This window comes from Eikenella corrodens, assembly GCF_003990355.1.
Taxonomy (GTDB): domain Bacteria; phylum Pseudomonadota; class Gammaproteobacteria; order Burkholderiales; family Neisseriaceae; genus Eikenella; species Eikenella corrodens_B.
Genome location: NZ_CP034670.1, coordinates 1390531 through 1410885 on the forward strand (window position 1 = coordinate 1390531; position 20355 = coordinate 1410885).

At 53.6% G+C, this 20355-nt stretch carries 28 protein-coding genes and 2 pseudogenes; 13 read left to right on the forward strand and 17 right to left on the reverse strand.

Annotated elements, in window-relative coordinates; all coding sequences use genetic code 11:
* Positions 1–100: 100 nt before the first annotated feature.
* From ELB75_RS06975 to ELB75_RS07005, 8 genes and pseudogenes are all read left to right on the forward strand, one after another.
* Positions 101–1255 carry a trans-sulfuration enzyme family protein gene (locus tag ELB75_RS06975; RefSeq protein WP_126983310.1) on the forward strand — a complete coding sequence of 385 codons (1155 nt, stop codon included), beginning with the start codon at positions 101–103 and terminating at the stop codon, positions 1253–1255.
* A gap of 74 nt (positions 1256–1329) precedes the next feature.
* Positions 1330–1442 (forward strand): annotated as a pseudogene (locus tag ELB75_RS13255) (IS5/IS1182 family transposase); the annotation flags it as partial.
* A gap of 133 nt (positions 1443–1575) precedes the next feature.
* The gene (gene gltX / locus ELB75_RS06980; RefSeq protein WP_126983311.1) at positions 1576–2982 is read left to right on the forward strand and encodes a glutamate--tRNA ligase; all 1407 of its coding nucleotides are present in this window, start codon (positions 1576–1578) and stop codon (positions 2980–2982) included.
* Between the two features lie 141 nt (positions 2983–3123).
* Positions 3124–3687 (forward strand): hypothetical protein, encoded by a 564-nt coding sequence (locus ELB75_RS06990; protein ID WP_241236047.1) that lies wholly within the window; start codon positions 3124–3126, stop codon positions 3685–3687.
* A gap of 63 nt (positions 3688–3750) precedes the next feature.
* Positions 3751–4410, forward strand: a complete 660-nt coding sequence (gene hda, locus ELB75_RS06995) for a DnaA regulatory inactivator Hda (RefSeq protein ID WP_126984234.1) — start codon at positions 3751–3753, stop codon at positions 4408–4410.
* Positions 4411–4414: 4 nt separating this feature from the next.
* On the forward strand, positions 4415–5074 hold the full coding sequence (locus ELB75_RS07000) for an HAD family hydrolase (RefSeq protein WP_126983314.1): 660 nt from the start codon (positions 4415–4417) through the stop codon (positions 5072–5074).
* 62 nt (positions 5075–5136) lie between these two features.
* A complete protein-coding gene (locus ELB75_RS12495) occupies positions 5137–5283 on the forward strand; it encodes a hypothetical protein (protein ID WP_164726842.1) in 147 nt (48 codons plus the stop codon).
* A 21-nt stretch (positions 5284–5304) separates the two neighbouring features.
* The gene (locus ELB75_RS07005; RefSeq protein ID WP_126983315.1) at positions 5305–5700 is read left to right on the forward strand and encodes a hypothetical protein; all 396 of its coding nucleotides are present in this window, start codon (positions 5305–5307) and stop codon (positions 5698–5700) included.
* 73 nt (positions 5701–5773) lie between these two features.
* On the opposite strand, the gene ELB75_RS07010 is transcribed toward ELB75_RS07005, so the two are convergent.
* The gene (locus tag ELB75_RS07010) at positions 5774–6610 is read right to left on the reverse strand and encodes a 23S rRNA (adenine(2030)-N(6))-methyltransferase RlmJ (RefSeq protein ID WP_126983316.1); all 837 of its coding nucleotides are present in this window, start codon (positions 6608–6610) and stop codon (positions 5774–5776) included.
* Between the two features lie 562 nt (positions 6611–7172).
* Here ELB75_RS07010 and ELB75_RS07015 point away from each other — a divergent pair.
* Positions 7173–8678: an SEL1-like repeat protein gene (locus ELB75_RS07015; protein WP_126983317.1), complete on the forward strand. Its 1506-nt coding sequence runs from the start codon at positions 7173–7175 to the stop codon at positions 8676–8678.
* A 253-nt stretch (positions 8679–8931) separates the two neighbouring features.
* On the forward strand, positions 8932–9282 hold the full coding sequence (erpA, locus tag ELB75_RS07020) for an iron-sulfur cluster insertion protein ErpA (protein ID WP_003821808.1): 351 nt from the start codon (positions 8932–8934) through the stop codon (positions 9280–9282).
* 170 nt (positions 9283–9452) lie between these two features.
* Here the strand turns inward: erpA and ELB75_RS07025 are convergent.
* From ELB75_RS07025 to ELB75_RS07050, 6 genes and pseudogenes are all read right to left on the reverse strand, one after another.
* Positions 9453–10106 (reverse strand): annotated as a pseudogene (locus tag ELB75_RS07025) (IS1595 family transposase).
* Positions 10107–10319: 213 nt separating this feature from the next.
* Positions 10320–11570, reverse strand: coding sequence for a serine hydroxymethyltransferase (glyA, locus tag ELB75_RS07030; RefSeq protein ID WP_126983318.1), 1251 nt, complete (start codon positions 11568–11570; stop codon positions 10320–10322).
* A 494-nt stretch (positions 11571–12064) separates the two neighbouring features.
* Positions 12065–12331 (reverse strand): hypothetical protein, encoded by a 267-nt coding sequence (locus ELB75_RS07035; protein WP_126983319.1) that lies wholly within the window; start codon positions 12329–12331, stop codon positions 12065–12067.
* Positions 12332–12342: 11 nt separating this feature from the next.
* Positions 12343–13419 (reverse strand): rolling circle replication-associated protein, encoded by a 1077-nt coding sequence (locus ELB75_RS07040; protein ID WP_241236048.1) that lies wholly within the window; start codon positions 13417–13419, stop codon positions 12343–12345.
* Positions 13416–13637 (reverse strand): hypothetical protein, encoded by a 222-nt coding sequence (locus ELB75_RS07045; protein WP_126983320.1) that lies wholly within the window; start codon positions 13635–13637, stop codon positions 13416–13418. Before ELB75_RS07045 ends, ELB75_RS07040 begins: the two co-directional genes overlap by 4 nt.
* Positions 13630–13884: a hypothetical protein gene (locus ELB75_RS07050; RefSeq protein WP_126983321.1), complete on the reverse strand. Its 255-nt coding sequence runs from the start codon at positions 13882–13884 to the stop codon at positions 13630–13632. The genes ELB75_RS07045 and ELB75_RS07050 overlap by 8 nt, the downstream gene beginning before the upstream one ends.
* A 138-nt stretch (positions 13885–14022) precedes the next feature.
* Between ELB75_RS07050 and ELB75_RS07055 the strand changes: the two genes are divergently transcribed.
* From ELB75_RS07055 to ELB75_RS07065, 3 genes are all read left to right on the forward strand, one after another.
* Positions 14023–14217 carry a hypothetical protein gene (locus ELB75_RS07055; protein WP_126983322.1) on the forward strand — a complete coding sequence of 65 codons (195 nt, stop codon included), beginning with the start codon at positions 14023–14025 and terminating at the stop codon, positions 14215–14217.
* Positions 14210–14626 carry an energy transducer TonB gene (locus ELB75_RS07060; RefSeq protein ID WP_126983323.1) on the forward strand — a complete coding sequence of 139 codons (417 nt, stop codon included), beginning with the start codon at positions 14210–14212 and terminating at the stop codon, positions 14624–14626. Before ELB75_RS07055 ends, ELB75_RS07060 begins: the two co-directional genes overlap by 8 nt.
* A gap of 119 nt (positions 14627–14745) precedes the next feature.
* Complete coding sequence (locus tag ELB75_RS07065; protein WP_126983324.1) at positions 14746–15075, forward strand: helix-turn-helix domain-containing protein; 330 nt, start codon at positions 14746–14748, stop codon at positions 15073–15075.
* A gap of 608 nt (positions 15076–15683) precedes the next feature.
* Here the strand turns inward: ELB75_RS07065 and ELB75_RS07070 are convergent.
* The 10 genes from ELB75_RS07070 to ELB75_RS07115 form a co-directional block, all read right to left on the reverse strand.
* Positions 15684–16559, reverse strand: a complete 876-nt coding sequence (locus tag ELB75_RS07070) for a zonular occludens toxin domain-containing protein (RefSeq protein WP_126983325.1) — start codon at positions 16557–16559, stop codon at positions 15684–15686.
* The gene (locus ELB75_RS07075) at positions 16556–16840 is read right to left on the reverse strand and encodes a DUF2523 family protein (protein ID WP_126983326.1); all 285 of its coding nucleotides are present in this window, start codon (positions 16838–16840) and stop codon (positions 16556–16558) included. Before ELB75_RS07075 ends, ELB75_RS07070 begins: the two co-directional genes overlap by 4 nt.
* Positions 16837–17409, reverse strand: coding sequence for a virulence factor TspB C-terminal domain-related protein (locus ELB75_RS07080; RefSeq protein WP_126983327.1), 573 nt, complete (start codon positions 17407–17409; stop codon positions 16837–16839). The genes ELB75_RS07075 and ELB75_RS07080 overlap by 4 nt, the downstream gene beginning before the upstream one ends.
* Positions 17354–17749 (reverse strand): hypothetical protein, encoded by a 396-nt coding sequence (locus ELB75_RS07085; protein WP_126983328.1) that lies wholly within the window; start codon positions 17747–17749, stop codon positions 17354–17356. Before ELB75_RS07085 ends, ELB75_RS07080 begins: the two co-directional genes overlap by 56 nt.
* Positions 17750–17825: 76 nt before the next feature.
* The gene (locus ELB75_RS07090) at positions 17826–18101 is read right to left on the reverse strand and encodes a hypothetical protein (protein WP_126983329.1); all 276 of its coding nucleotides are present in this window, start codon (positions 18099–18101) and stop codon (positions 17826–17828) included.
* A 9-nt stretch (positions 18102–18110) separates the two neighbouring features.
* On the reverse strand, positions 18111–18341 hold the full coding sequence (locus ELB75_RS07095) for a major capsid protein (protein ID WP_126983330.1): 231 nt from the start codon (positions 18339–18341) through the stop codon (positions 18111–18113).
* 169 nt (positions 18342–18510) lie between these two features.
* Positions 18511–18777, reverse strand: a complete 267-nt coding sequence (locus tag ELB75_RS07100) for a hypothetical protein (RefSeq protein WP_126983319.1) — start codon at positions 18775–18777, stop codon at positions 18511–18513.
* Positions 18778–18788: 11 nt separating this feature from the next.
* On the reverse strand, positions 18789–19865 hold the full coding sequence (locus ELB75_RS07105) for a rolling circle replication-associated protein (protein ID WP_241236048.1): 1077 nt from the start codon (positions 19863–19865) through the stop codon (positions 18789–18791).
* A complete protein-coding gene (locus ELB75_RS07110; RefSeq protein WP_126983320.1) occupies positions 19862–20083 on the reverse strand; it encodes a hypothetical protein in 222 nt (73 codons plus the stop codon). The genes ELB75_RS07105 and ELB75_RS07110 overlap by 4 nt, the downstream gene beginning before the upstream one ends.
* A complete protein-coding gene (locus tag ELB75_RS07115; protein WP_126983321.1) occupies positions 20076–20330 on the reverse strand; it encodes a hypothetical protein in 255 nt (84 codons plus the stop codon). Before ELB75_RS07115 ends, ELB75_RS07110 begins: the two co-directional genes overlap by 8 nt.
* Positions 20331–20355 lie beyond the last annotated feature (25 nt).

Here is a 20355-nt window from a genome sequence, read left to right on the forward strand (position 1 = left end):
GAGCATCGGCTTTGCGAAACCAAGTGAAAACAGCCGGCTACCCTGCCCGGCTGTTTTTTTTGCACCCGCCGCCCAATGGGCTACCTGAAAGGAGAACCCCGTGCATTTCGATACCGAAGTCATCCACAGCAGCTACAACCCCGACGAGCACAACCGCGCCATCATGCCGCCGATTTATCAAAACAGCATGTTCGCCATGCACCAAATCGGCGAAAACATCCCCTACCGCTATTCCCGCCTCGCCAACCCCACGCGCAAGGTGCTGGAAGACACCATGGCCGAATTGGAGCACGGCTGCGCCGGCTTCGCCTTCGGCAGCGGCATGGCCGGCATCGATGCCGTATTTCGCACCGTATTGCGCCCCGGCGACACCATCGTAGCCGTGGCCGACATCTACGGCGGCGCCTACGACCTGCTCACCGAAGTGTATGCCCAATGGGGCGTAAACGTCGTGTTCGCCGACCTCACGCTACCTGAAAACCTCGATAAGCTCCTGGCCGAACATAAAGTGAAACTCGTGTGGCTGGAAAGCCCCAGCAACCCGCTGCTGCGGCTGGTGGACATCCCCTTGTTGGCGCAAAAAGCCAAAGCTGCCGGCGCGGTGGTGGGCATCGACAACACCTTCGCCACCCCCTATCTGCAAAACCCGCTCGACATGGGCTGCGACATCGTGTTCCATTCCGCCACCAAATACCTCTGCGGCCATTCCGACGTGCTGATGGGCATTGTGGCGGTTAAGGAGGAAGGCTTGGCCAAACGCCTGCAAAGCACCATGGTGAACACCGGCGGCGTGGCCGGACCGATGGATTGTGCCCTCGTGTTGCGCGGCATCAAAACCCTCTCCGTACGCATGAAGCAGCACTTGGCCAACGCCGCCGAGCTCGCCCGCCGCTTGGAACAACACCCCGCCGTGGACAAAGTGTTCTATCCCGGCCTGCCCAGCCATGAGCATCACGAATTAGCCAAACGCCAAATGCGCGGCTTTGGCGGCGTGGTGTCGGTATATTTGAAGAAAGACGGCCAAGCCGCTGCCGATTCCGTTATCCGCAACCTCAAACTACTGCACATGGCCGCCAGCCTCGGCGGCGTGGAAAGCCTGGTGAACCATTCCTTCAGCCAGTCGCACAGCGGCATGAGCCCGGCGGTGAAGGAGAAACTCGGCATCCGCGAAGGCCTGCTGCGCTTCTCCGTGGGCATTGAGGATATTGAAGACATTTGGCGCGACATCGATACCGCATTGAATACCACGCTGTAACGCGCCTGCCAGAATGGCAAACAGGCTACCTGAAAATTGTGCTGCATGGCATTTCAGGTAGCCTTTTATAGTGGATTAACAAAAATCAGGACAAGGCGGCGAGCCGCAGACAGTACACACGTTACGGCAAGGCGAGTCAACGCCGTACTGGTTTAAATTTAATTCACTATATCTGCCGCCACATTCCCCGAAGCCAGCCCAATCCGCTACAATACGCCCTTTCCCAATAGCGGATTCACTAAAGTTTTGCCACGGCGTTGGTTCGCTTGGTATCGAAAGCTTTCTAATCCTCTATCCATCTCATTCCGAAAGCCAATATCATGACCGTTAAAACCCGTTTCGCCCCCAGCCCCACGGGCTACCTGCACATCGGCGGCGTGCGCACCGCGCTGTATTCCTGGGCGTTTGCCAAACACCACGGCGGCGAATTTTTGCTGCGCATCGAAGACACCGATTTGGAACGCTCCACCCAAGAATCCGTGGACATCATCTTGCAGGGCATGGACTGGGTCGGCCTGCACGCCGACAACCGCAGCAACATCGTGTACCAATCCAAAAACTTCCCGCGCTACCAAGCCCTCATCCAACAACTGCTGGATGCAGGCCATGCCTACCACTGCTATTGCAGCAAAGAAGAATTGGAAGAAATGCGCGAAAAAGCCGAGCGCGAAGGCACGGCCACGTACGACCGCCGCTGGCGGCCGGAAGCCGGCAAAACACTGCCCCCAATCCCCGCCGGCGTAGAACCCGTCGTCCGCTTCAAAAGCCCGATTGACGGCGTTACCCGTTGGAACGATTTGGTGAAAGGCGAAATCAGCATTCCCAACGCCGCGCTGGACGACCTCATTGTCGCCCGCGCCGACGGCACGCCCACCTACAACTTCTGCGTGGTGGTGGACGACATGGACATGGGCATTACCCACGTGATTCGCGGCGACGACCATGTAAACAACACACCCAAACAAATCAACATCTTAAAAGCACTCGGTGCCACACTGCCCGAATACGCCCACCTGCCGATGATTCTGAACGAGCAGGGCAAAAAAATCTCCAAACGCAGCGGCGACACCGTGGCGGTTACCGAATACGAAGACATGGGCATCCTGCCCGAAGCCCTGCTGAACTATTTGGCGCGGTTAGGCTGGGCGCACGGCGACGACGAATTCTTCAATATGGAGCAGTTTGTGCAATGGTTTGATTTGGAACATGTTTCCGCCAGCCCCAGCCGCATGGACGGCAAAAAACTGATGTGGATTAACGCCGAACACATCAAAGCCGCCGACAACGCCGAACTGGCCAAACTGGTGCTGCCGCGCCTGCAACAACAAGGCATTGCCGTTTCAGGCAGCCTGCAACTGGAAGACGTGCTGGCATTAGTGAAAGACCGCGCCCACGATTTGAACGCGCTGGCCGCCGAATGCGCCTATTTCTACCGCAAAGCCGTGCCGCAGGAAGCCGACGTGGCCAAACATTGGGATGCGGAAGCCCCCGCGCGGATGCAGCGTTTCGCCGCCAAACTGGCCGAGCTGCCCGAACAGGATTGGACGGCGGAAAACATCCACGCCCTGTTCGTGCCGTTCTGCGAAGCCGAAGGCATCAAAATGGGCAAACTGGGCATGCCGCTGCGGCTGGCGGTGTGCGGCACGGCGAAAACGCCGAGTGTGGATGCCGTGCTGGCCTTAATCGGCAAAGAAGAAGTGTTGCGCCGTATCCGCGAATCGGCTTAAGCCTGCAAAAGGCTACCTGAAAGCGGCCTCGTTGCGGCACACGCTTTCAGGTAACCAGGGCGATAGGAATAAAAAATGCAAGAAGGCAATCCGATTGAGTTTTCTTTCACTCCTTATTACTGGCAGGTGGCACTGCTCAAATTGCTGATTGCCCTGCCGTTTATTATTTTCGCCTTGATGTTGGTAGGGCCAAATTCCGGAGGGGTGTTTAAACTGATTGTAGGCGGTGCCGCTGCCGCGATCACGTTCGCCTGCTGCTGGGCGGCATGGGGGGACTGGTGCGGCTGGCGTTTTACCCAAAACCGCAAGCAGTTCATCCGCCTGGAAAAAGACAGGTTGGATTATTTCATCTACCCGCAGGGTGCGGGCTCGGTTCCCTATATGCGGGTTACCGATGCAGCGGTTTGCTATCGAACAGGTAACCACGGCTGGCGCTATGCCGGCGAATTGTGGCTGGAATACACCATACCCGAGAAACGTTGCGAAGAAATTGTCGAACTGGATTTGAGCCGCCTGCGCCATCCCACCTTGCGTTTTTGGCAAACATTTCTGAGTACTACTTCACGCTACGAACGCGCCTTGGCTAACTTGGCCGAAGCCCTTTCCGAACAGGGCGGTTTCCGTGTCCGCTACATAGATATCACCAATGAGCAGTTGCACAAATTCAACAGCATATTAAGTATATTGCAGTCGATTCTTCGATAGAGTCGGTATGCGATGAATAAGCCAAATATTTGTGCGGCATTTTCAGGTAGCCTCCACCACATCATGAATCAACTCATCCTCGATTTTCCCGCTGCCCCGCCGAGTTTCGACACCTTCCTCGGCCAAGGTAACCGCGAGCTGTTGCAAGTTTTGCGCGAGCAGAGCGAACCCTTTGTGTATGTGTGGGGGCCGGCCGGGGCAGGCAAAAGCCATTTGCTCCAAGCCTGGGCAGCGCAGGCCGAAGCGGCCGGATTGAGCGCACGCTACCTGAATGCTGCCAACGAGCCGCTGCACGAGATGCCGCCGGCAGGCTGCCATCTCGCCCTCGACCAAATCGACAGCCTCGATGCCGACGGCCAAGCCGAATTGTTCAATTTCTGCAACCACATCCGCCAAAGCCGGCAGGGCGCGCTCCTGATTGGCGCCAGCGTGCCGCCGCCGCGCTTAGCCGTGCGAGAAGACCTGCGCACCCGCATGGGCTATTGCCTGGTGTATGAAATCAAACCGCTCAGCGACGAAGAAAAAATCGCCGCCTTGGTCGAAGCCGCCCGCAGCCGCCAAATCCGCATTTCGCCCGATATTTTCCGCTACCTGCTGCACCACTGGCGGCGCGACATCGGCAGCCTGATGGCCATGCTCGACGCGCTCGACCGCCACGCTCTGGCCAGCCACCGCCCCATCACGCTGCCCCTGCTCAAACAACTGTTGCAACAGGATATTTAAACCCATGAACCTCGCCATCTTCGACCTCGACCACACCCTCATCAACTGCGATTCCAGCAGCGAATGGAGCAATTTCCTGCACGAAAAAGGCATCTTCAGCGATGCCGATATGCAGCGCCATCAAGCGTTCGACCAAGACTACCGCAAAGGCTGCCTCGATCTCGATGCCTATCTCGCCTTCGTTCTGCGCCCGTTGGCCGAATACAGCCGTGCCGAGCTGGACGAAATGCACCGCGAGTTCATGCAGCGCATCCGCCCGCACATTACCCAAATGGCCAGAATGCTGGTCGATAGCCACCGTGATGCCGGCGATACCCTGCTGCTGATTTCCGCCACCAACGAATTCATCATCACCCCCATCGCCCGCGAATTCGGCATTGAACACATCATCGGCATCAGCCTCGAAACAGGTGCCCAAGGCAATTACACCGGCCGCCCGATAGGCACGCCCAGCTTCCAAGAGGGTAAAGTAACCCGCCTGCACCAATGGCTGGCCGAACGCGGCCAAAGCCAGGCCGACTACGAAAAAGTTTATTTCTACAGTGATTCCCGCAACGACCTGCCGCTCTTGGAGCAGGTAAACCAGCCCGTAGCCGTTAATCCCGACCCTGTGCTCACCCTCACCGCCGCACAGCGCGGCTGGCCGATTTTGGATTTTGTGTGACGGCCCTAATGGGCTGAGGGAATGATGCGGTGTATTTTTTCAGGTAGCCTCAAGGAGGCGAAATGATGGAAAAACAGGATTATCTGGCCTGCCGCAAAACGGTGCGGGAGTGGGAAGCGGGCAAAGGCTTGCTGAACGGGTGGGCTACTGTGTTTGGCGGGTTGGCTTTGCTCACGATTATCGGCCGGACGGCTTTGCTGTTTGGGTAATATCAAACCACGGTATTGTACTTGGGTATCTTGGTGCTGCTTGCGGTGGCGGTATGCAGGCTGGTGTGGTGGCGGCATAACAACCGTACCGGAGTACGGGAGTTTGTGCGTTTAGAGGAAGAGGGCATCCGTTATTGTTTATCGGGTGCGGGCGAGGGTTTTGTGGCTTATGAATGGTTGCAATTTGTGAATTTGCGGAGCGGGAATTTCCCCGGCAAATTGTTATTGCAATACCGCATGCCGGAACAGGTCGGCGTAGTACCGCAAACGCTCAGTTTGAATTTGAATAGGATTAAGCCGTCGTCTGCAGCCGGAAACCGGGTGTGGCTCAACGGCGCGGGGAATGCTTTGGAATTGGCGGAGGAAATCAGAAACCGCTGCCGGCCGGGGCAGCTGTATGGCAAATTAGTGTATTGATTGCCGGTTTGGCGTGGTGCTGTGTTTTTCAGGTAGCCTTTGCATGGAAAGGGCTACCTGAAAGCTTAAATGCTTAAGCGCTTTCTTGCTCCAGCACAAACCTAGCGCCTTGGTCTTGCGCCAAGAGTTCGGCGAGGGCAGGCAGGTTGGCAGCGAGCTGTTCGGCCAGCAGATAGGGCGGGTTGATAACGAACATGCCGCTGCCGTGCATGCCGAAGCCGTCGCTGCGGGGGGCGTGGGCATGCAGTTCGGCCTGCAAATAGCTGCCGATGGGCAGTTTGCGCAGTTCGGCAGGCAGTTGGCGGCTTTCTTCACGCGAAAGGCAGGGATACCACAGCAAATAGCAGCCGGTGGCGAAGCGGCGCAGGGCAGCCTGTAGGGTTTTGACTACTTGGCGGTAGTCTTGCTTTTGCTCGTAGGGCGGATCAATAAGGACCAAGGCGCGGCGCGGCGGGGGCGGCAGGAGGGAAATCAGGCCTTGGTAGCCGTCGCTTTGTTTGGCGATGATGCGGCGGTCGACGCGGGTGTTTTCCTGCAGCAGGGCGAAGTCGGCAGGGTGCAGCTCAAACAGGCGCATTTTGTCGCTGTCGCGCAGCAGGCTTTGGGCAAGGCGGGGCGAGCCGCAATAGAAATCGGGCGCGGGCAGGATGCTGCGCAGGTGTTGGCGGAATTGTTCCAGCTCGGCGGGCAGGGCGGGCGCGGCGAGCAGGCGGCCGATGCCTTGTTGGTGTTCGCCGGTTTTTTGCGCGGCATCGTCTGTCAGGCGATATAAGCCGGCGCCGCTATGAGTGTCGATATACCAATAGGGCTTGTCTTTGCGGTTGAAATAGCCGAGGGTGAGAAACAGGATGAAATGCTTGAGCATGTCGGCATGGTTACCGGCATGAAAGGCGTGGCGGTAGCTGAGCATGGGGTGTGGCGGCGGAGTGTGGGGAAAGGCGGCATTTTATAGCGGGTTGGGCGGATTTCGCTACTTTGGCTAAATATTGCAGATAAAAAAAGGTGTGGCAGTCGGCCACACCTAAACACACACACATCAAGAGGAAAATGAATCCAATGTTGCAAGAAACAGGAACATCTCTATTTCAACCAACCGGCTTTACTTGCCAGCCGGGCACTAAATCCTTTCAACTTGGAGGGAATTATAAAGATAATAGCGGGGAGAAATATTGACCAAAATCAAATGAACGATAATTCGTAGCCCGAAAGTTTGGCAATTTATGCGTAAAAGAGGCTCTGTTAGCAAATTATCGGTGCGCTTTGGCTTTTCAGGTAGCCTCGAATAGCTCAAACGGGCTGCCACAGGGTGGTCTGGCGTGCTAAAATACCTGTATATTAACAAGATGCCGTGCAACAGAACAGTTAGCGGGCAGGGGAATGGCCCTTGCCAACCGGCCTGAACTTAGGGAGGAGCGGAATGCGCCTTCGCCCCAATAGCCGCTAAAAGAAAGATTTAAATACGGTTGGAACAAATGATTAAATTTGCACTCGGGCGCAAAGCGGCCAAGTTGGTGAAAACAAAGCGGACGGAACAGGATAATCTGCCTGATGCCGAAGCATACTACCGCCGTGCCCAACAGCTGCTGGAAGCAGAAGACACCCGTGAAAAAGCCGTGGCCGATATGCTCCAGGCCGCCGAAATGGGGCACCAGCAGGCGCAATACGAGCTGGGCGAATGGAACCGCCAAGGCCAAAATGTGCCGCAAAACCATGCCACCGCATTATATTGGCTGGAGCGCGCCGCCGCTTCAGGCTACCTGAAAGCCGCCTACAGCCTGGCTTTGATGCAGGCCAACGGCGAAGGTATGCAGCAAGACGTATTGGCCGCCAGCCAAGTGATGCAGCACCTGGCTGCGCAAAAATTCCCGCCGGCCATTGTGTGGCTGATGGAAAACGCGGCCGCCCACGGCCAGCACCAAAAAGCCTTTGCCTGGGCTTCCCATGCCGCCGCGCTGGGCGAACCGCAGGCACAATACCACATGGCCTATGCCCTCCTGCACGGATTGGGCACCAAAACCGACGTTCGCCAAGGCATCAGCTGGCTCAAACGCGCCGCCGAACAGGACTATGGCGATGCGCAATGGCAGCTCGCCCGCCTGTATGAAACCGGCCGCTTCGGCGGCATGGACAAAGCCAAAGCCCTGCATTGGTATGAGCGCGTGGCCGCCAAAGGCGTGGTGGCTGCCCAAAGCAAGGCCGGGCATATGCGGCTCAACGGCATCGGTTGTGCTGCCGACCCCAAAGCCGCCGTACAATGGATTATCCAAGCTGCCAACGCCAACGACTCGGAAGCGTTGAGCCTGCTGGCCAAACAGCTGCTCACCGGGCAGGGCATCCAGCAAAATTTCGAAGCCGCCGTGCGCTGCCTGGAGCAGGCTGTACGCCTGGGTAATGCCGACGCCATGTATCAAATGGGCGATGTGTACCGCTACGGCTTGGGCGTATCCAAAGACGACAAACTGGCGCGACAATGGTACGAGCAGGCCGTGCTCAACGGGCACGAAGAAGCCAAAGAAAAGCTGGCCGAGCCGGTGAAACCCCAGCGCCACGCTTCCGACCCGGTGTGCCACCTGCCCGATCCGGAAGAACAGCTGGCCGAAGAACACTACCGCCAGGCCTTCATCTGCCATTTCGGTCTCAACGGCGTCACCCAAGACATCGGCCAAGCCTTCTCGCTCTACAAAGCCGCCGCCGAATACGGCCTGCCGCGCGCGCAAACCAACCTCGGTATGATGTTTTTCCTTGGTGATTTTGTGGGCAAAGACTACGAAAAAGCCGCTGCTTGGTTTAAAAAAGCCGCCCTCCGACACGACCCCGTGGCGCATTACAACCTCGCCTGCCTCTACTACCACGGCTGGGGCGTGCGCGCCAACGCCGGCGAGGCAATTTCCCACCTCAAGGCCGCCATCGCCCAAGGTCATAAAAATGAAGGCGAATGGCAGAAACTCTTGGAGCAATGGCAGGAAGAATTGGCTTAGGGTAGGGCAGCCTAAAATCAAAAGGCTACCTGAAAAATGGCAAACGGTTTTCAGGTAGCCTCTATATGCAGGTGAGAGCCAAACGCAACGCCCGCCTTAAAATATTCTGTTGTAAGTACCGCCTGCCTGCACTTTAAACCTGCCAACCCCGCCCTTATTTGCCGCTTAGAATTTACCCAAGGCCGACTTGCCCGCAAACCCCGCTTGCGCCACAATAAGCCCATCCCGCATAACACAGAAAAAGGAATAAACCATGTCTGATATTGATCACAGCGATCCCATTATCTTCACTGAAAGCTGCTGCAATAAGGTAGCCGAGCTGATTGCCGAAGAAAACAACCCCGATTTGAAACTGCGCGTGTTCGTGAACGGCGGTGGCTGCTCCGGCTTCCAATACGGTTTCACTTTCGACGAAATTGTGAACGACGACGACTTCCAAATCGAAAAAAGCGGCCTCGTTTTCCTAATCGACCCGATGAGCTACCAATACCTGCTCGGTGCGGAAATCGACTACACCGAAGGCCTGCAAGGCTCGCAATTCGTTATCCGCAGCAACCCGAATGCCGTAACTACTTGCGGCTGCGGTTCTTCATTCTCGGTTTGATTGCTTCAATCGCATGAATGAAAGGCTACCTGAAATTTTCAGGTAGCCTTTTAAATATAGTGAATTAAATTTAAACCAGTACAGCGTTGGCTCGCCTTGCCGTACTATTTGTACTGTCTGCGGCTCGCCGCCTTGTCCTGATTTAAATTTGGGGCTGTACTAGATTAGCCCTAAATTCCACACCAATCCCGCAGGATTTTTAGCTGCCTGGACGGTGTACCGAAGTTAAACCGAAATTCGCATTCTTTCAAGAACAGCGGGAAGGATTTGCGATCAATTCCGTTGTATTTGCGCAAGACGCGTTTCACCTGATTTCCCAAATTCTCAATGCCGTTGATGTGGTTTTGACGGTCTGCAAATTCCTTGGAATGGTTGATGCGGTAATGGATAAAACCGCTTACGTCCAACTTGTCGTAACTGCTCAGACTATCGGTATAAACAATACTGTCCGGCATGATTTTCTTTTTGATGACAGGGAGTAACGTTTCAGACTTGGCATTATCCACCACAACGGTACAGACCCGTCCGTTGCGTTTCAGGATGCCGAAGACAACCACTTTTCCTGCCGCACCGCGACCACATCAGCCCTTGCGGTGCCCGCCGAAATAGCTTTCGTCCAACTCGACAGAGCCCTCGAAAACCTCATCGGCAGCCAAGGCCAGATGATGGCTGATGACCATACGGATTTTGCGGTAGAACAGTGCTGCCGAATTGGGATGGATACCCAAAATATCGGCGGCAGAACGGGCGGTAACTTCGAGTACAAAAAAACGGAGCAGTTCTTTCTGTACTTTTTTCTTTAATTTGCAGTGTGTTATCTTCATATTTTGAGGGTAACACATCTGCTAATCTAGTACAGCCCCTTGAATTTAATCCACTATAAGAATGCTACGGCATTGGTGCGCTTGGCCGTATTACTCATACTGACGGTGACTCGCCGCCTTATCTGTAATCCGCTATATATTGAATGGTATAAAAAAGCCGGCTGGAAACAGCCGGCTAGTTTTATTTCAAGCGAGGCAATCTAAGCTATCTGCTTATGCGCCGTACACAGGGAATTGGTCGCACAAGGCTTTCACTTCGCCAGCCACGCGCGCCAGGTTGGCTTCGTCTTCGGGTTTGTCCAGCACATCGGCCACCAGATTCGCCAGTTTGCGGGCGGCAGCTTCGTCGAAGCCGCGGGTGGTGATGGCGGCGGTGCCTACACGGATGCCGGAAGTAACGAAGGGTTTTTCCGGATCGTTCGGGATGGCATTTTTGTTGATGGTAATCAATGCCTTGCCCAGTGCAGCTTCAGCAGCTTTGCCGGTGATGTGTTTCGGGTGCAGATCCACTAGGAAAACGTGGCTTTCGGTGCGGCCGGAAATGATGCGCAGGCCGCGTTTTACCAGCTCTTCGGCCATGGCGGCGGCATTGATCTTCACCTGTTTGGCGTATTGCTTAAATTCGGGCGACAGGGCTTCTTTGAAGGCCACGGCCTTGGCGGCAATCACGTGCATTAGCGGGCCGCCTTGCAGGCTGGGGAAAATAGCGGAGTTGAGCGCTTTTTCGTGGGTATTGTCGCGGCACAGAATCACGCCGCCGCGCGGGCCGCGCAGGGTTTTGTGGGTGGTGGTGGTAACGAAGTCGGCGTGCGGCACGGGGTTGGGGTATTCGCCGGCGGCAATCAGGCCGGCATAGTGTGCCATATCCACAAACAGATACGCGCCCACTTTATCGGCGATTTGGCGGAAGCGTGCCCAGTCGATTTCCAAGGCGTAGGCGGAGGCGCCGGCCACAATCATTTTGGGTTTGTGCTCAAGCGCGAGGCGTTCCACTTCGGCGTAGTCGAGCACTTCGTTTTCGTCCAGGCCGTAGGTGATGGCGTTGTAGAGCTTGCCGGAAATATTTACTGATGCGCCGTGGGTGAGGTGGCCGCCGTGGGCGAGGCTCATGCCGAGGATGGTGTCGCCGGGTTTCAATACGGAGGCATATACGGCTTGGTTGGCCTGTGAGCCGGAGTGGGGTTGTACGTTGGCATAGGCGGCGCCGAACAGTTTTCTCACGCGTTCGAGGGCAAGCTCTTCGGCCACGTCTACGTGTTCGCAGCCGCCATAGTAGCGTTTGCCGGGATAGCCTTCGGCGTATTTGTTGGTGAGCTGGCTGCCTTGGGCTTCCATCACGGCGCAGCTGACGTAGTTCTCGGAGGCAATCAGCTCAACATGGTCTTGCTGGCGCTGTTCCTCGGCGGCAATGGCAGCGGCAAGTTCGGGATCGTATTTGGCTATGGTAAGGCTGTGGGAAAACATGGTTTGGGTCTCCTTTGGCAGACAATGAATGGATGCTGGCAGAAAGCGTAGGATAAGCTGAACAAAAAACCGATCTTACCCACAACCGCGCCGTTCGCACTACCGACAGTTGGTTGGGGAAGGAAGAAGTTGTTTAGCTCATGCTAAGCGGTATTGTAGCCGAATTCGGTGCCGATAGCGAAAGCCCTTTGCTTCCTTCTTCGGCGGCTGGCCTAGGTACGGCTGCATAGGCTTGGCTGCCTACGGCGGCCAAGGTAGTGCCCAACAGGGCAATTTTGCTTGATTTTGATTTCAACATTTCAAAAGTCCTTAATGGTTTCGCCATCGCCTCACGTGTACGCTATACCGCTTCCACGTGTGGCGTTGGCGTGCCCCTTTCGGGGCAGGCTGCGCCGCTGAAAACAGAGATTTGGCCGGCGGCGTTACGACCAAATAAAGAAATGGTGGGAGTGTTTACAGGGCTAGAAGGCACACCCCCGAAGCCTTAGAAATGGCTAACAGGTTTCATCCTGATAAAACACATAATCCTTATAAGCCCCGACTTGTACCTTGATTCTTACCACCTGATCGCGTTTGTACTGTTCGTACAACGCGGGATTCTTGGTGCGAACAGAAAGCACTTGAGTGCCACTATTTTCATTACGAACCAGCAAGCCGACATGGTCGCTTACCGTCTCCGTGCCATCATCACGGCGGCGGCGTTTCTGGAAAACGCGGTCAAACAAACCAACAACATAAAAGCCTTGTTTCATTTCAGACATAAAAGCCCCTTTCATGCAGCCAATGGCTGCGAAGTTTCGAGAAAATCACCAAATGCCAAGATTTGGTGGCGGTTGAGGAATGCCCACTTACTGCCGATAGCATCCCGTAAAAAATCGTCGTAATCGTCCGTATCCATGCGGTGGGGCAGAATGCGCCCACGCTTTAAACTGGACTGTTTCAAATAATCTTTAAACGCCAAAAACCATTGCTTCAGGCATTCGCGCCAATGCCGAGAACCAGCAGAGACAAAGGAAAAACAGCTATTGGCGCGTTTCCATTCCTGCTTCTTGTCCATGGAACAGCGAACCAAGCGAAAACCCTTGTGTTCAGGCTTGCGCGCCGCCAAGGATTTGCCGACATACTTCGCCACATAGGCAGCAATGCCCTTCGCCCCGCCTTTGATAGGTACGACCTGAAAACGCCCGAATCCGTAGGCTGGCAGACGCTCGCGCCACAGCTTCCACAAGGCACGCAGCCGAGGGCTGGCGCTTGAGTAATCGCCGTTTGCCACTGCCTGAAAATCAAATCCCGTGCGGCAGTCAAAACCGAGATTGACGACAAAATGGAAATGGATACGACCTGACTTATGCAGCTCGAACACACCCACATAGCCTTCAATCTGATGCCGCAGGAAATTGCTGTTCAGGCTGTTGAAACGGCGAGATGCTTCGCGCGGGTCGGTAACATGGTCGGGGAAAGTCAGGGTAACGAAAGCGCAGTTATCGATACCGTAGGCATCAATCAAACCGTGAATGTTCATTTCCAACGCAGCAGCAGACTTTCTACCGCTGGTTGAAAATTCCTGCGTTTCTTGGTGTGAAAAATCGTGGAAATAAACGGGGGGAACTTGTTCAGAAATTGAATTGTTACTATTAAGACAAGGAAGGGTCGCTGCGCTTCCTGCGGAAGCTCCGCGCCCCCCTGCCGCGGCTACCGCGCAGGCATCACAAACGCGGCTGTCAGCAGCAAAGTGCATCAAATCGTGATAGGTATCACATTGAATGCAGCGGCGGCGGTTCAGCATATAACTGCCGTTGGCACTTATATGCTGCACCTTACCTGTTTGACGGTAGAGCGGGGCGGTCATGGCAGCAACCCCGTTTCTATGAAACGCTGCCCTTCGAGATGGGCGCAACAATAGCCGTAATCGCGCCCGATGGTTTCGCCATCAAGCCCGATTATGGGCTGTTGCAGGGGGTAGGATAGAAACACGCTGCCACCGACAGGAACGCCGCTGTCGTAGCAGACTAGATGCCATTCGTCGCCGTAGAGACAAACGGACACGGAGCGGTCAGCTTTAGCCATTACCACCCCCAATAAAGTTGTGTCCCATCATGCAGGCTTGTTCAAAGCCTACATCAAAGGTTGCGCCTTTATGATTAACCCATTCGGAAGGGAAGAAAGTAGAAAAGCAAATCTTGCCGTCTTCTTTGAAAACGACCTCGTAGCCCTCGATGTCATCGAGCGCTACGGGGAGCAGGTGGGAATCGGTGCGTTTGCGGGTGGTGTTGCTGATTTCGAAAGTGCGGAGAGTGCTAGAGGAGGAATTCATTTGATAGCCCTTATGTAATTACCTAATTACCTAATTTCTACCAAACATACAATATTTGCCTAAAAATGTAAACAGGTAATTAAATATTTACCTAAATAGGCCTATATTCCATTACCTAAAAACCACAGGGAAACCCAAATGGCACGAGTAGGCACAACAAGCTACAACATCAAAATTGATAAGAAACTGAAAATTGAAAGACTTGCAATGGAAGCTAGCCTAAAAGTAGGCAGAACCATCAAATGGACGGAACTCATGGACATTCTTGTTACCGAATTCGGCAAAGATGCCCAAGAGATGCTGATTCATCGGGAGCAGGAGAAAAATGCGTAATCCAACGCTCATACTGGTAGCCTTGGCTATGCTGGCCGCAGGCTGCACCCGGCAGGAAGCGCAGAACGCCTACCGCCAAAGCGCCCAATCCGTGACCGAAGGCATTCAGGAATTCACGTTCAGCGGCAAAAGCCGCGAAGCAGAGCCGATAGGTTCGATTCAGGCTGAATACCCTGAATCGGCACGCTATCAGGGGCAGGAAGGTACAGTTTGGCTCGTAGTGAAAACCAATGTGCTCACCGGACCACCGCAAGAAGTGAAGCTGGGCAGGACGAGCGGTTTCAAATCATTGGATGATGCGGCGATTGCGGCGGCCAAGCGCCACCGCTTCCGCCCGGCACTGTCTGCAGCAGGAATGATGATTGAATCTGAAATCGACGTGCCCGTAGATTTCTACCTGAAACGTTAGGCTACCTGAAAACTCTTTCAGGTAGCCTTTTTGAATACTGCGCAGACGCTCACTCTTACGCATCCGCGCATTAAACGTCATAATAACAAACTATTATTTCATAATACTTTGTTATTATTATGTTTAATGCCACACAGTGGCTGGACTTGTACAAGTTCCATGCCTGCATTTATTCGGACTATCAACTAGCCAAACGTTGGAAGGTACCGCCGACCTACATCAGCCAGTATCGAAAAGGACGGTTACGCCTGCCTTTAGCCTTGATATTAGACGTGGCGGAAGTCGTAGGGGTCGAACCTTTGGAAGTCATTGCTTCGCTGGAGTATCCGCGAGCAAGGGAAAATCATCAGGCACGAATTAAGCGGGCTTATTTCGATGCGCTGATGAAAACAGTAGTTGATAGAATGGCCGCACAATATCAATCGGGATACCTTCGATATAAACGTTAGTTCGTATAATGAACGGTTTCGGTAGTTTATACATCTGCTAAGCAAGGGCTTCGCCCCTTGTATCCCCTTGGGTGTATTGTGTGGCGCGTTGCGCCCCCCAATACGTGCCTTCGGCACAACAGACTAAGCTACCTGAAAAACCTGCTACAGCATGGGGGACTAGTCCCCCAAACCCCCAAGTCTCACTTGCGACGCCGCGCGGGGAAGGTTGCCGCTTCGCTTTAACACTTCCCCTTGGGCTAGAGTGTCCTACTGGGTAGCATTGTAAAGGGGGTATTCATAAAGGCTTCGCCTTTACAAAGCTTCCCCCTTGACAATGCGGCTAACGATGTGGGTTCTTACTGCGCCATGTTTGGTAATTCAGAGTACGATATATTCTGCTTTTGGCTACCATCCAATGCCAAAACTTGCGGCTCAGACGGCGGAGCGGAAACAGTTGTTTCCGCTCGTTCCGTTTCTATCTTGCGATATGGGTCAAACGGACGTTGTTTGACGATGGCGCGACATTCTGCCGTGCTGATATTGGGCAATATGGTGGCTTGCTGGCTGTAGCAGTTACAGCTATCAGCCGAAGCCACACAGGCAACACGGCGGGGAAAATCTGCCACTTAACGAAGGTTATCGTAAATCGGCGCGGTTTCCTGAAGGTTGGCAATCCGTGGACGGTAATCTTCGACTTTCGAGCCCGGGGGTAAAGGGTTAGAAGCAGCAGCCACGGTAGCAGGATAAGCCGACTGCGGCGGCATATCCGCTACCGCTGCCGATGCCTCCACCACAGCCACAGATTCCGCCTGTCCTTCTCCGCCATAGTAGCGTTTCACAAACCGCCCGCCAGTGTAATAAACAAACAGAGGTGTGCAGACAAGCAATAAACCGAGACCGTAAAAAATTGGGTGGAGCTTCTTTTTGAATTTAATATGGACACTGGCCGATTTGTAGTATCTGAACGCCTTCTTGTCTGGTTTGTAAAAGTCAGAAACCACACCTTTGACCGCGCAGGCGGCGGAAAGGTTGGTTTCGCAACGGTAGAACTCATACAGCTTGGTTCCCACCTGTTTGCGTTCCAAATGCCAATGCTTACCCACCAAATTGCGCAGATAGCTATCAAGCATGGTTGGGTGCTGCACCATCAAAATCAGCGTGAAACCATGGTGGCGCAATTCTTTCAGCGTTTTTATATAGGGCGGCACTTCCTTAGCAGCGGCACGAGTGGGATAGGCGTAATCTGCCTCGTCAACAATGACTACAGAACCTTCCGGAACAAGTTCATTCAACGGGGCCGACTGAATTTGTTCCTCAGTCAGACGATGCGCCTTAAGAGCCTTTTCATTAAGTCCGTCAATATGACAAAAATAAAGCGGCCTATCCACCATATCGCCGTCTTCTGTCTCATATTTAAAAAGCCCTTCCCTGTTATTAATTATTGATGATACCGCAAACGCCGTTTTGCCTGTGCCGGGTGTCCCCGTTATCAGATAAATCATGAGAACACCCCAAACATTAGGCGATTCATCATATTCTTAGTCACAATAAAGGTAGCCGCGCCAATTAAATAACCCATGCCGTCGGCAATACCTGATTTGGCAATCAGCAAGAACATATCGGCCGGAATACTATTCAAAAATCCCGTAACGCCACTTTTGATGTATTCCAACCCATATTCATAGCTGGTAAACGATACGAAAGAAATACCAAAAGCGGCCATAATCCGACCGATTGCATTCTGAAAAATCTTATTAACAAAATTGGTTAGAGTTTCCATCATTTAGCCCTTATTGATTTCACTACCATCAAACCAGCAACAAACATAAATACCGCTTTAACAACCGGAGAAAGCATATCTAAATACTGGCAAATCTTAGCGTAGGAAAAAACCACCTGCCTGCCCAATACACTCATGGTTTTGTCCTGCGGACACTGGTTAGGATTACGCAAGAAAAAATCACCTCGCCACCCCAAGCCATCACGAGACTTCGGAACACGAAACTCACTGATATGACCGCTGCCCGCACCGCCTTTAAACATGCCTTTGCCTTCGGCGTCTCCCTTACCATTGCCTTCGCCCGAACCTTTACCCTTACCGTCTCCGTCGCCTTTGCCGTCTCCCTTACCATTGCCTTCGCCGTTGCCTTTACCTTCATCTTTACCACCTTTGCCGTCCTGTCCTCCTTCCCCGGTACGGCCTTCATCCTTGCGATCGCCCGGTTTTGGGTTATCCCTAATCCTGCCGTTGTCGGGATTAAGGACAAGGGGCTTGTCTTTCGGCGGTTTGGGTTGCTCATCTGGGCAGGGAATCTCCACTAACCTTTGAACAGCCACTGCCCGGACGGGCATTAATCGTCCCGCTGCTGTAGCATTTGCGGGTGGAGGGAATGGGGGTGGACGGCGGAGCGGGTGAGGGCTTGCCTTCGCCCTTCGGCTGCTTCTCTTTCGGCGGAAGCATTAACCTTCCGTCGCCTTCCCCGTCAAAATGATAGTTGCCGTCTTTATCCTTATACTCCGGCGGTGCTTCGCAAAGCCTTTCTTCATTACCTACAAACTCCTTAATCCGGCAATGGTTGACCCCTTTTTCATCGTTGCCGCAATCAGCATACATTTCTTTTGTTTGGCAACGTCCAGCCGATACCGAAACCGAAAGCAGGCACAAAACCAATCCGAATAAAAAACGTTTCATAACAGCCCCTAATAACGAAACAAAATCAAACCGACAAAGACCATCACAAAGACACCCATTGCAAAATATTGGTCAATCATCTCAAAATCCGCCTGATTACAACGACGCCCCAAGCAAACACCAGAGGAATCATCAAATAAAGTCCAAGCTGCACGCCATCCCTAAAATTCTGTGCAGGGTCGCAAGAAGGCAGGGCAGCCTGCAGCTTAGTACTTTGGAAATACCAGCCATCCGCTTTACGGACAGGCTGATACAGGGCTTTGCCGTCCACATAGGGGACGACCTTGGAATAGTAGACGTCTTCCGCCTGCTGACGGTTGTCATAACAGATATTGCCGACGGCGTAGCCCATAATGCAGCCTTAGCGCATAATCTTCAGGATTAAGCCAACGGCAAACAACGCCACCGCGGCGATAATCACATAACCGCCTACGGTCATTGCATCCGTGCCAGCGCCTTCAATACCCTCTTTAACGCCATCAGGTACGGCTGCATAGGCTTGGCTGCCTACGGCGGCCAAGGTAGTGCCCAACAGGGCAATTTTGCTTGATTTTGATTTCAACATTTCAAAAGTCCTTAATGGTTTCGCCATCGCCTCACGTGTACGCTATACCGCTTCCACGTGTGGCGTTGGCGTGCCCCTTTCGGGGCAGGCTGCGCCGCTGAAAACAGAGATTTGGCCGGCGGCGTTACGACCAAATAAAGAAATGGTGGGAGTGTTTACAGGGCTAGAAGGCACACCCCCGAAGCCTTAGAAATGGCTAACAGGTTTCATCCTGATAAAACACATAATCCTTATAAGCCCCGACTTGTACCTTGATTCTTACCACCTGATCGCGTTTGTACTGTTCGTACAACGCGGGATTCTTGGTGCGAACAGAAAGCACTTGAGTGCCACTATTTTCATTACGAACCAGCAAGCCGACATGGTCGCTTACCGTCTCCGTGCCATCATCACGGCGGCGGCGTTTCTGGAAAACGCGGTCAAACAAACCAACAACATAAAAGCCTTGTTTCATTTCAGACATAAAAGCCCCTTTCATGCAGCCAATGGCTGCGAAGTTTCGAGAAAATCACCAAATGCCAAGATTTGGTGGCGGTTGAGGAATGCCCACTTACTGCCGATAGCATCCCGTAAAAAATCGTCGTAATCGTCCGTATCCATGCGGTGGGGCAGAATGCGCCCACGCTTTAAACTGGACTGTTTCAAATAATCTTTAAACGCCAAAAACCATTGCTTCAGGCATTCGCGCCAATGCCGAGAACCAGCAGAGACAAAGGAAAAACAGCTATTGGCGCGTTTCCATTCCTGCTTCTTGTCCATGGAACAGCGAACCAAGCGAAAACCCTTGTGTTCAGGCTTGCGCGCCGCCAAGGATTTGCCGACATACTTCGCCACATAGGCAGCAATGCCCTTCGCCCCGCCTTTGATAGGTACGACCTGAAAACGCCCGAATCCGTAGGCTGGCAGACGCTCGCGCCACAGCTTCCACAAGGCACGCAGCCGAGGGCTGGCGCTTGAGTAATCGCCGTTTGCCACTGCCTGAAAATCAAATCCCGTGCGGCAGTCAAAACCGAGATTGACGACAAAATGGAAATGGATACGACCTGACTTATGCAGCTCGAACACACCCACATAGCCTTCAATCTGATGCCGCAGGAAATTGCTGTTCAGGCTGTTGAAACGGCGAGATGCTTCGCGCGGGTCGGTAACATGGTCGGGGAAAGTCAGGGTAACGAAAGCGCAGTTATCGATACCGTAGGCATCAATCAAACCGTGAATGTTCATTTCCAACGCAGCAGCAGACTTTCTACCGCTGGTTGAAAATTCCTGCGTTTCTTGGTGTGAAAAATCGTGGAAATAAACGGGGGGAACTTGTTCAGAAATTGAATTGTTACTATTAAGACAAGGAAGGGTCGCTGCGCTTCCTGCGGAAGCTCCGCGCCCCCCTGCCGCGGCTACCGCGCAGGCATCACAAACGCGGCTGTCAGCAGCAAAGTGCATCAAATCGTGATAGGTATCACATTGAATGCAGCGGCGGCGGTTCAGCATATAACTGCCGTTGGCACTTATATGCTGCACCTTACCTGTTTGACGGTAGAGCGGGGCGGTCATGGCAGCAACCCCGTTTCTATGAAACGCTGCCCTTCGAGATGGGCGCAACAATAGCCGTAATCGCGCCCGATGGTTTCGCCATCAAGCCCGATTATGGGCTGTTGCAGGGGGTAGGATAGAAACACGCTGCCACCGACAGGAACGCCGCTGTCGTAGCAGACTAGATGCCATTCGTCGCCGTAGAGACAAACGGACACGGAGCGGTCAGCTTTAGCCATTACCACCCCCAATAAAGTTGTGTCCCATCATGCAGGCTTGTTCAAAGCCTACATCAAAGGTTGCGCCTTTATGATTAACCCATTCGGAAGGGAAGAAAGTAGAAAAGCAAATCTTGCCGTCTTCTTTGAAAACGACCTCGTAGCCCTCGATGTCATCGAGCGCTACGGGGAGCAGGTGGGAATCGGTGCGTTTGCGGGTGGTGTTGCTGATTTCGAAAGTGCGGAGAGTGCTAGAGGAGGAATTCATTTGATAGCCCTTATGTAATTACCTA

Excerpts from the sequence above, each read along its gene's own strand:
- ELB75_RS07100 (WP_126983319.1), bottom strand. The coding sequence starts at position 18,777 with ATGTCTGAAATGAAACAAGGCTTTTATGTTGTTGGTTTGTTTGACCGC.
- ELB75_RS07115 (WP_126983321.1), bottom strand. The coding sequence starts at position 20,330 with ATGAATTCCTCCTCTAGCACTCTCCGCACTTTCGAAATCAGCAACACC.
- ELB75_RS07040 (WP_241236048.1), bottom strand. The coding sequence starts at position 13,419 with ATGACCGCCCCGCTCTACCGTCAAACAGGTAAGGTGCAGCATATAAGT.
- erpA (WP_003821808.1), top strand. The coding sequence starts at position 8,932 with ATGTCTGATATTGATCACAGCGATCCCATTATCTTCACTGAAAGCTGC.
- ELB75_RS07070 (WP_126983325.1), bottom strand. The coding sequence starts at position 16,559 with ATGATTTATCTGATAACGGGGACACCCGGCACAGGCAAAACGGCGTTT.
- ELB75_RS07060 (WP_126983323.1), top strand. The coding sequence starts at position 14,210 with ATGCGTAATCCAACGCTCATACTGGTAGCCTTGGCTATGCTGGCCGCA.
- ELB75_RS07045 (WP_126983320.1), bottom strand. The coding sequence starts at position 13,637 with ATGGCTAAAGCTGACCGCTCCGTGTCCGTTTGTCTCTACGGCGACGAA.
- glyA (WP_126983318.1), bottom strand. The coding sequence starts at position 11,570 with ATGTTTTCCCACAGCCTTACCATAGCCAAATACGATCCCGAACTTGCC.
- ELB75_RS07010 (WP_126983316.1), bottom strand. The coding sequence starts at position 6,610 with ATGCTCAGCTACCGCCACGCCTTTCATGCCGGTAACCATGCCGACATG.
- ELB75_RS07035 (WP_126983319.1), bottom strand. The coding sequence starts at position 12,331 with ATGTCTGAAATGAAACAAGGCTTTTATGTTGTTGGTTTGTTTGACCGC.
- ELB75_RS07110 (WP_126983320.1), bottom strand. The coding sequence starts at position 20,083 with ATGGCTAAAGCTGACCGCTCCGTGTCCGTTTGTCTCTACGGCGACGAA.
- ELB75_RS07015 (WP_126983317.1), top strand. The coding sequence starts at position 7,173 with ATGATTAAATTTGCACTCGGGCGCAAAGCGGCCAAGTTGGTGAAAACA.
- ELB75_RS07000 (WP_126983314.1), top strand. The coding sequence starts at position 4,415 with ATGAACCTCGCCATCTTCGACCTCGACCACACCCTCATCAACTGCGAT.
- ELB75_RS07085 (WP_126983328.1), bottom strand. The coding sequence starts at position 17,749 with ATGAAACGTTTTTTATTCGGATTGGTTTTGTGCCTGCTTTCGGTTTCG.
- ELB75_RS07080 (WP_126983327.1), bottom strand. The coding sequence starts at position 17,409 with ATGCCCGTCCGGGCAGTGGCTGTTCAAAGGTTAGTGGAGATTCCCTGC.
- ELB75_RS07105 (WP_241236048.1), bottom strand. The coding sequence starts at position 19,865 with ATGACCGCCCCGCTCTACCGTCAAACAGGTAAGGTGCAGCATATAAGT.
- gltX (WP_126983311.1), top strand. The coding sequence starts at position 1,576 with ATGACCGTTAAAACCCGTTTCGCCCCCAGCCCCACGGGCTACCTGCAC.
- ELB75_RS07065 (WP_126983324.1), top strand. The coding sequence starts at position 14,746 with ATGTTTAATGCCACACAGTGGCTGGACTTGTACAAGTTCCATGCCTGC.
- ELB75_RS07090 (WP_126983329.1), bottom strand. The coding sequence starts at position 18,101 with ATGGGCTACGCCGTCGGCAATATCTGTTATGACAACCGTCAGCAGGCG.
- ELB75_RS07050 (WP_126983321.1), bottom strand. The coding sequence starts at position 13,884 with ATGAATTCCTCCTCTAGCACTCTCCGCACTTTCGAAATCAGCAACACC.
- ELB75_RS12495 (WP_164726842.1), top strand. The coding sequence starts at position 5,137 with ATGATGGAAAAACAGGATTATCTGGCCTGCCGCAAAACGGTGCGGGAG.
- ELB75_RS07075 (WP_126983326.1), bottom strand. The coding sequence starts at position 16,840 with ATGATGGAAACTCTAACCAATTTTGTTAATAAGATTTTTCAGAATGCA.
- hda (WP_126984234.1), top strand. The coding sequence starts at position 3,751 with ATGAATCAACTCATCCTCGATTTTCCCGCTGCCCCGCCGAGTTTCGAC.
- ELB75_RS07055 (WP_126983322.1), top strand. The coding sequence starts at position 14,023 with ATGGCACGAGTAGGCACAACAAGCTACAACATCAAAATTGATAAGAAA.
- ELB75_RS07095 (WP_126983330.1), bottom strand. The coding sequence starts at position 18,341 with ATGGCGAAACCATTAAGGACTTTTGAAATGTTGAAATCAAAATCAAGC.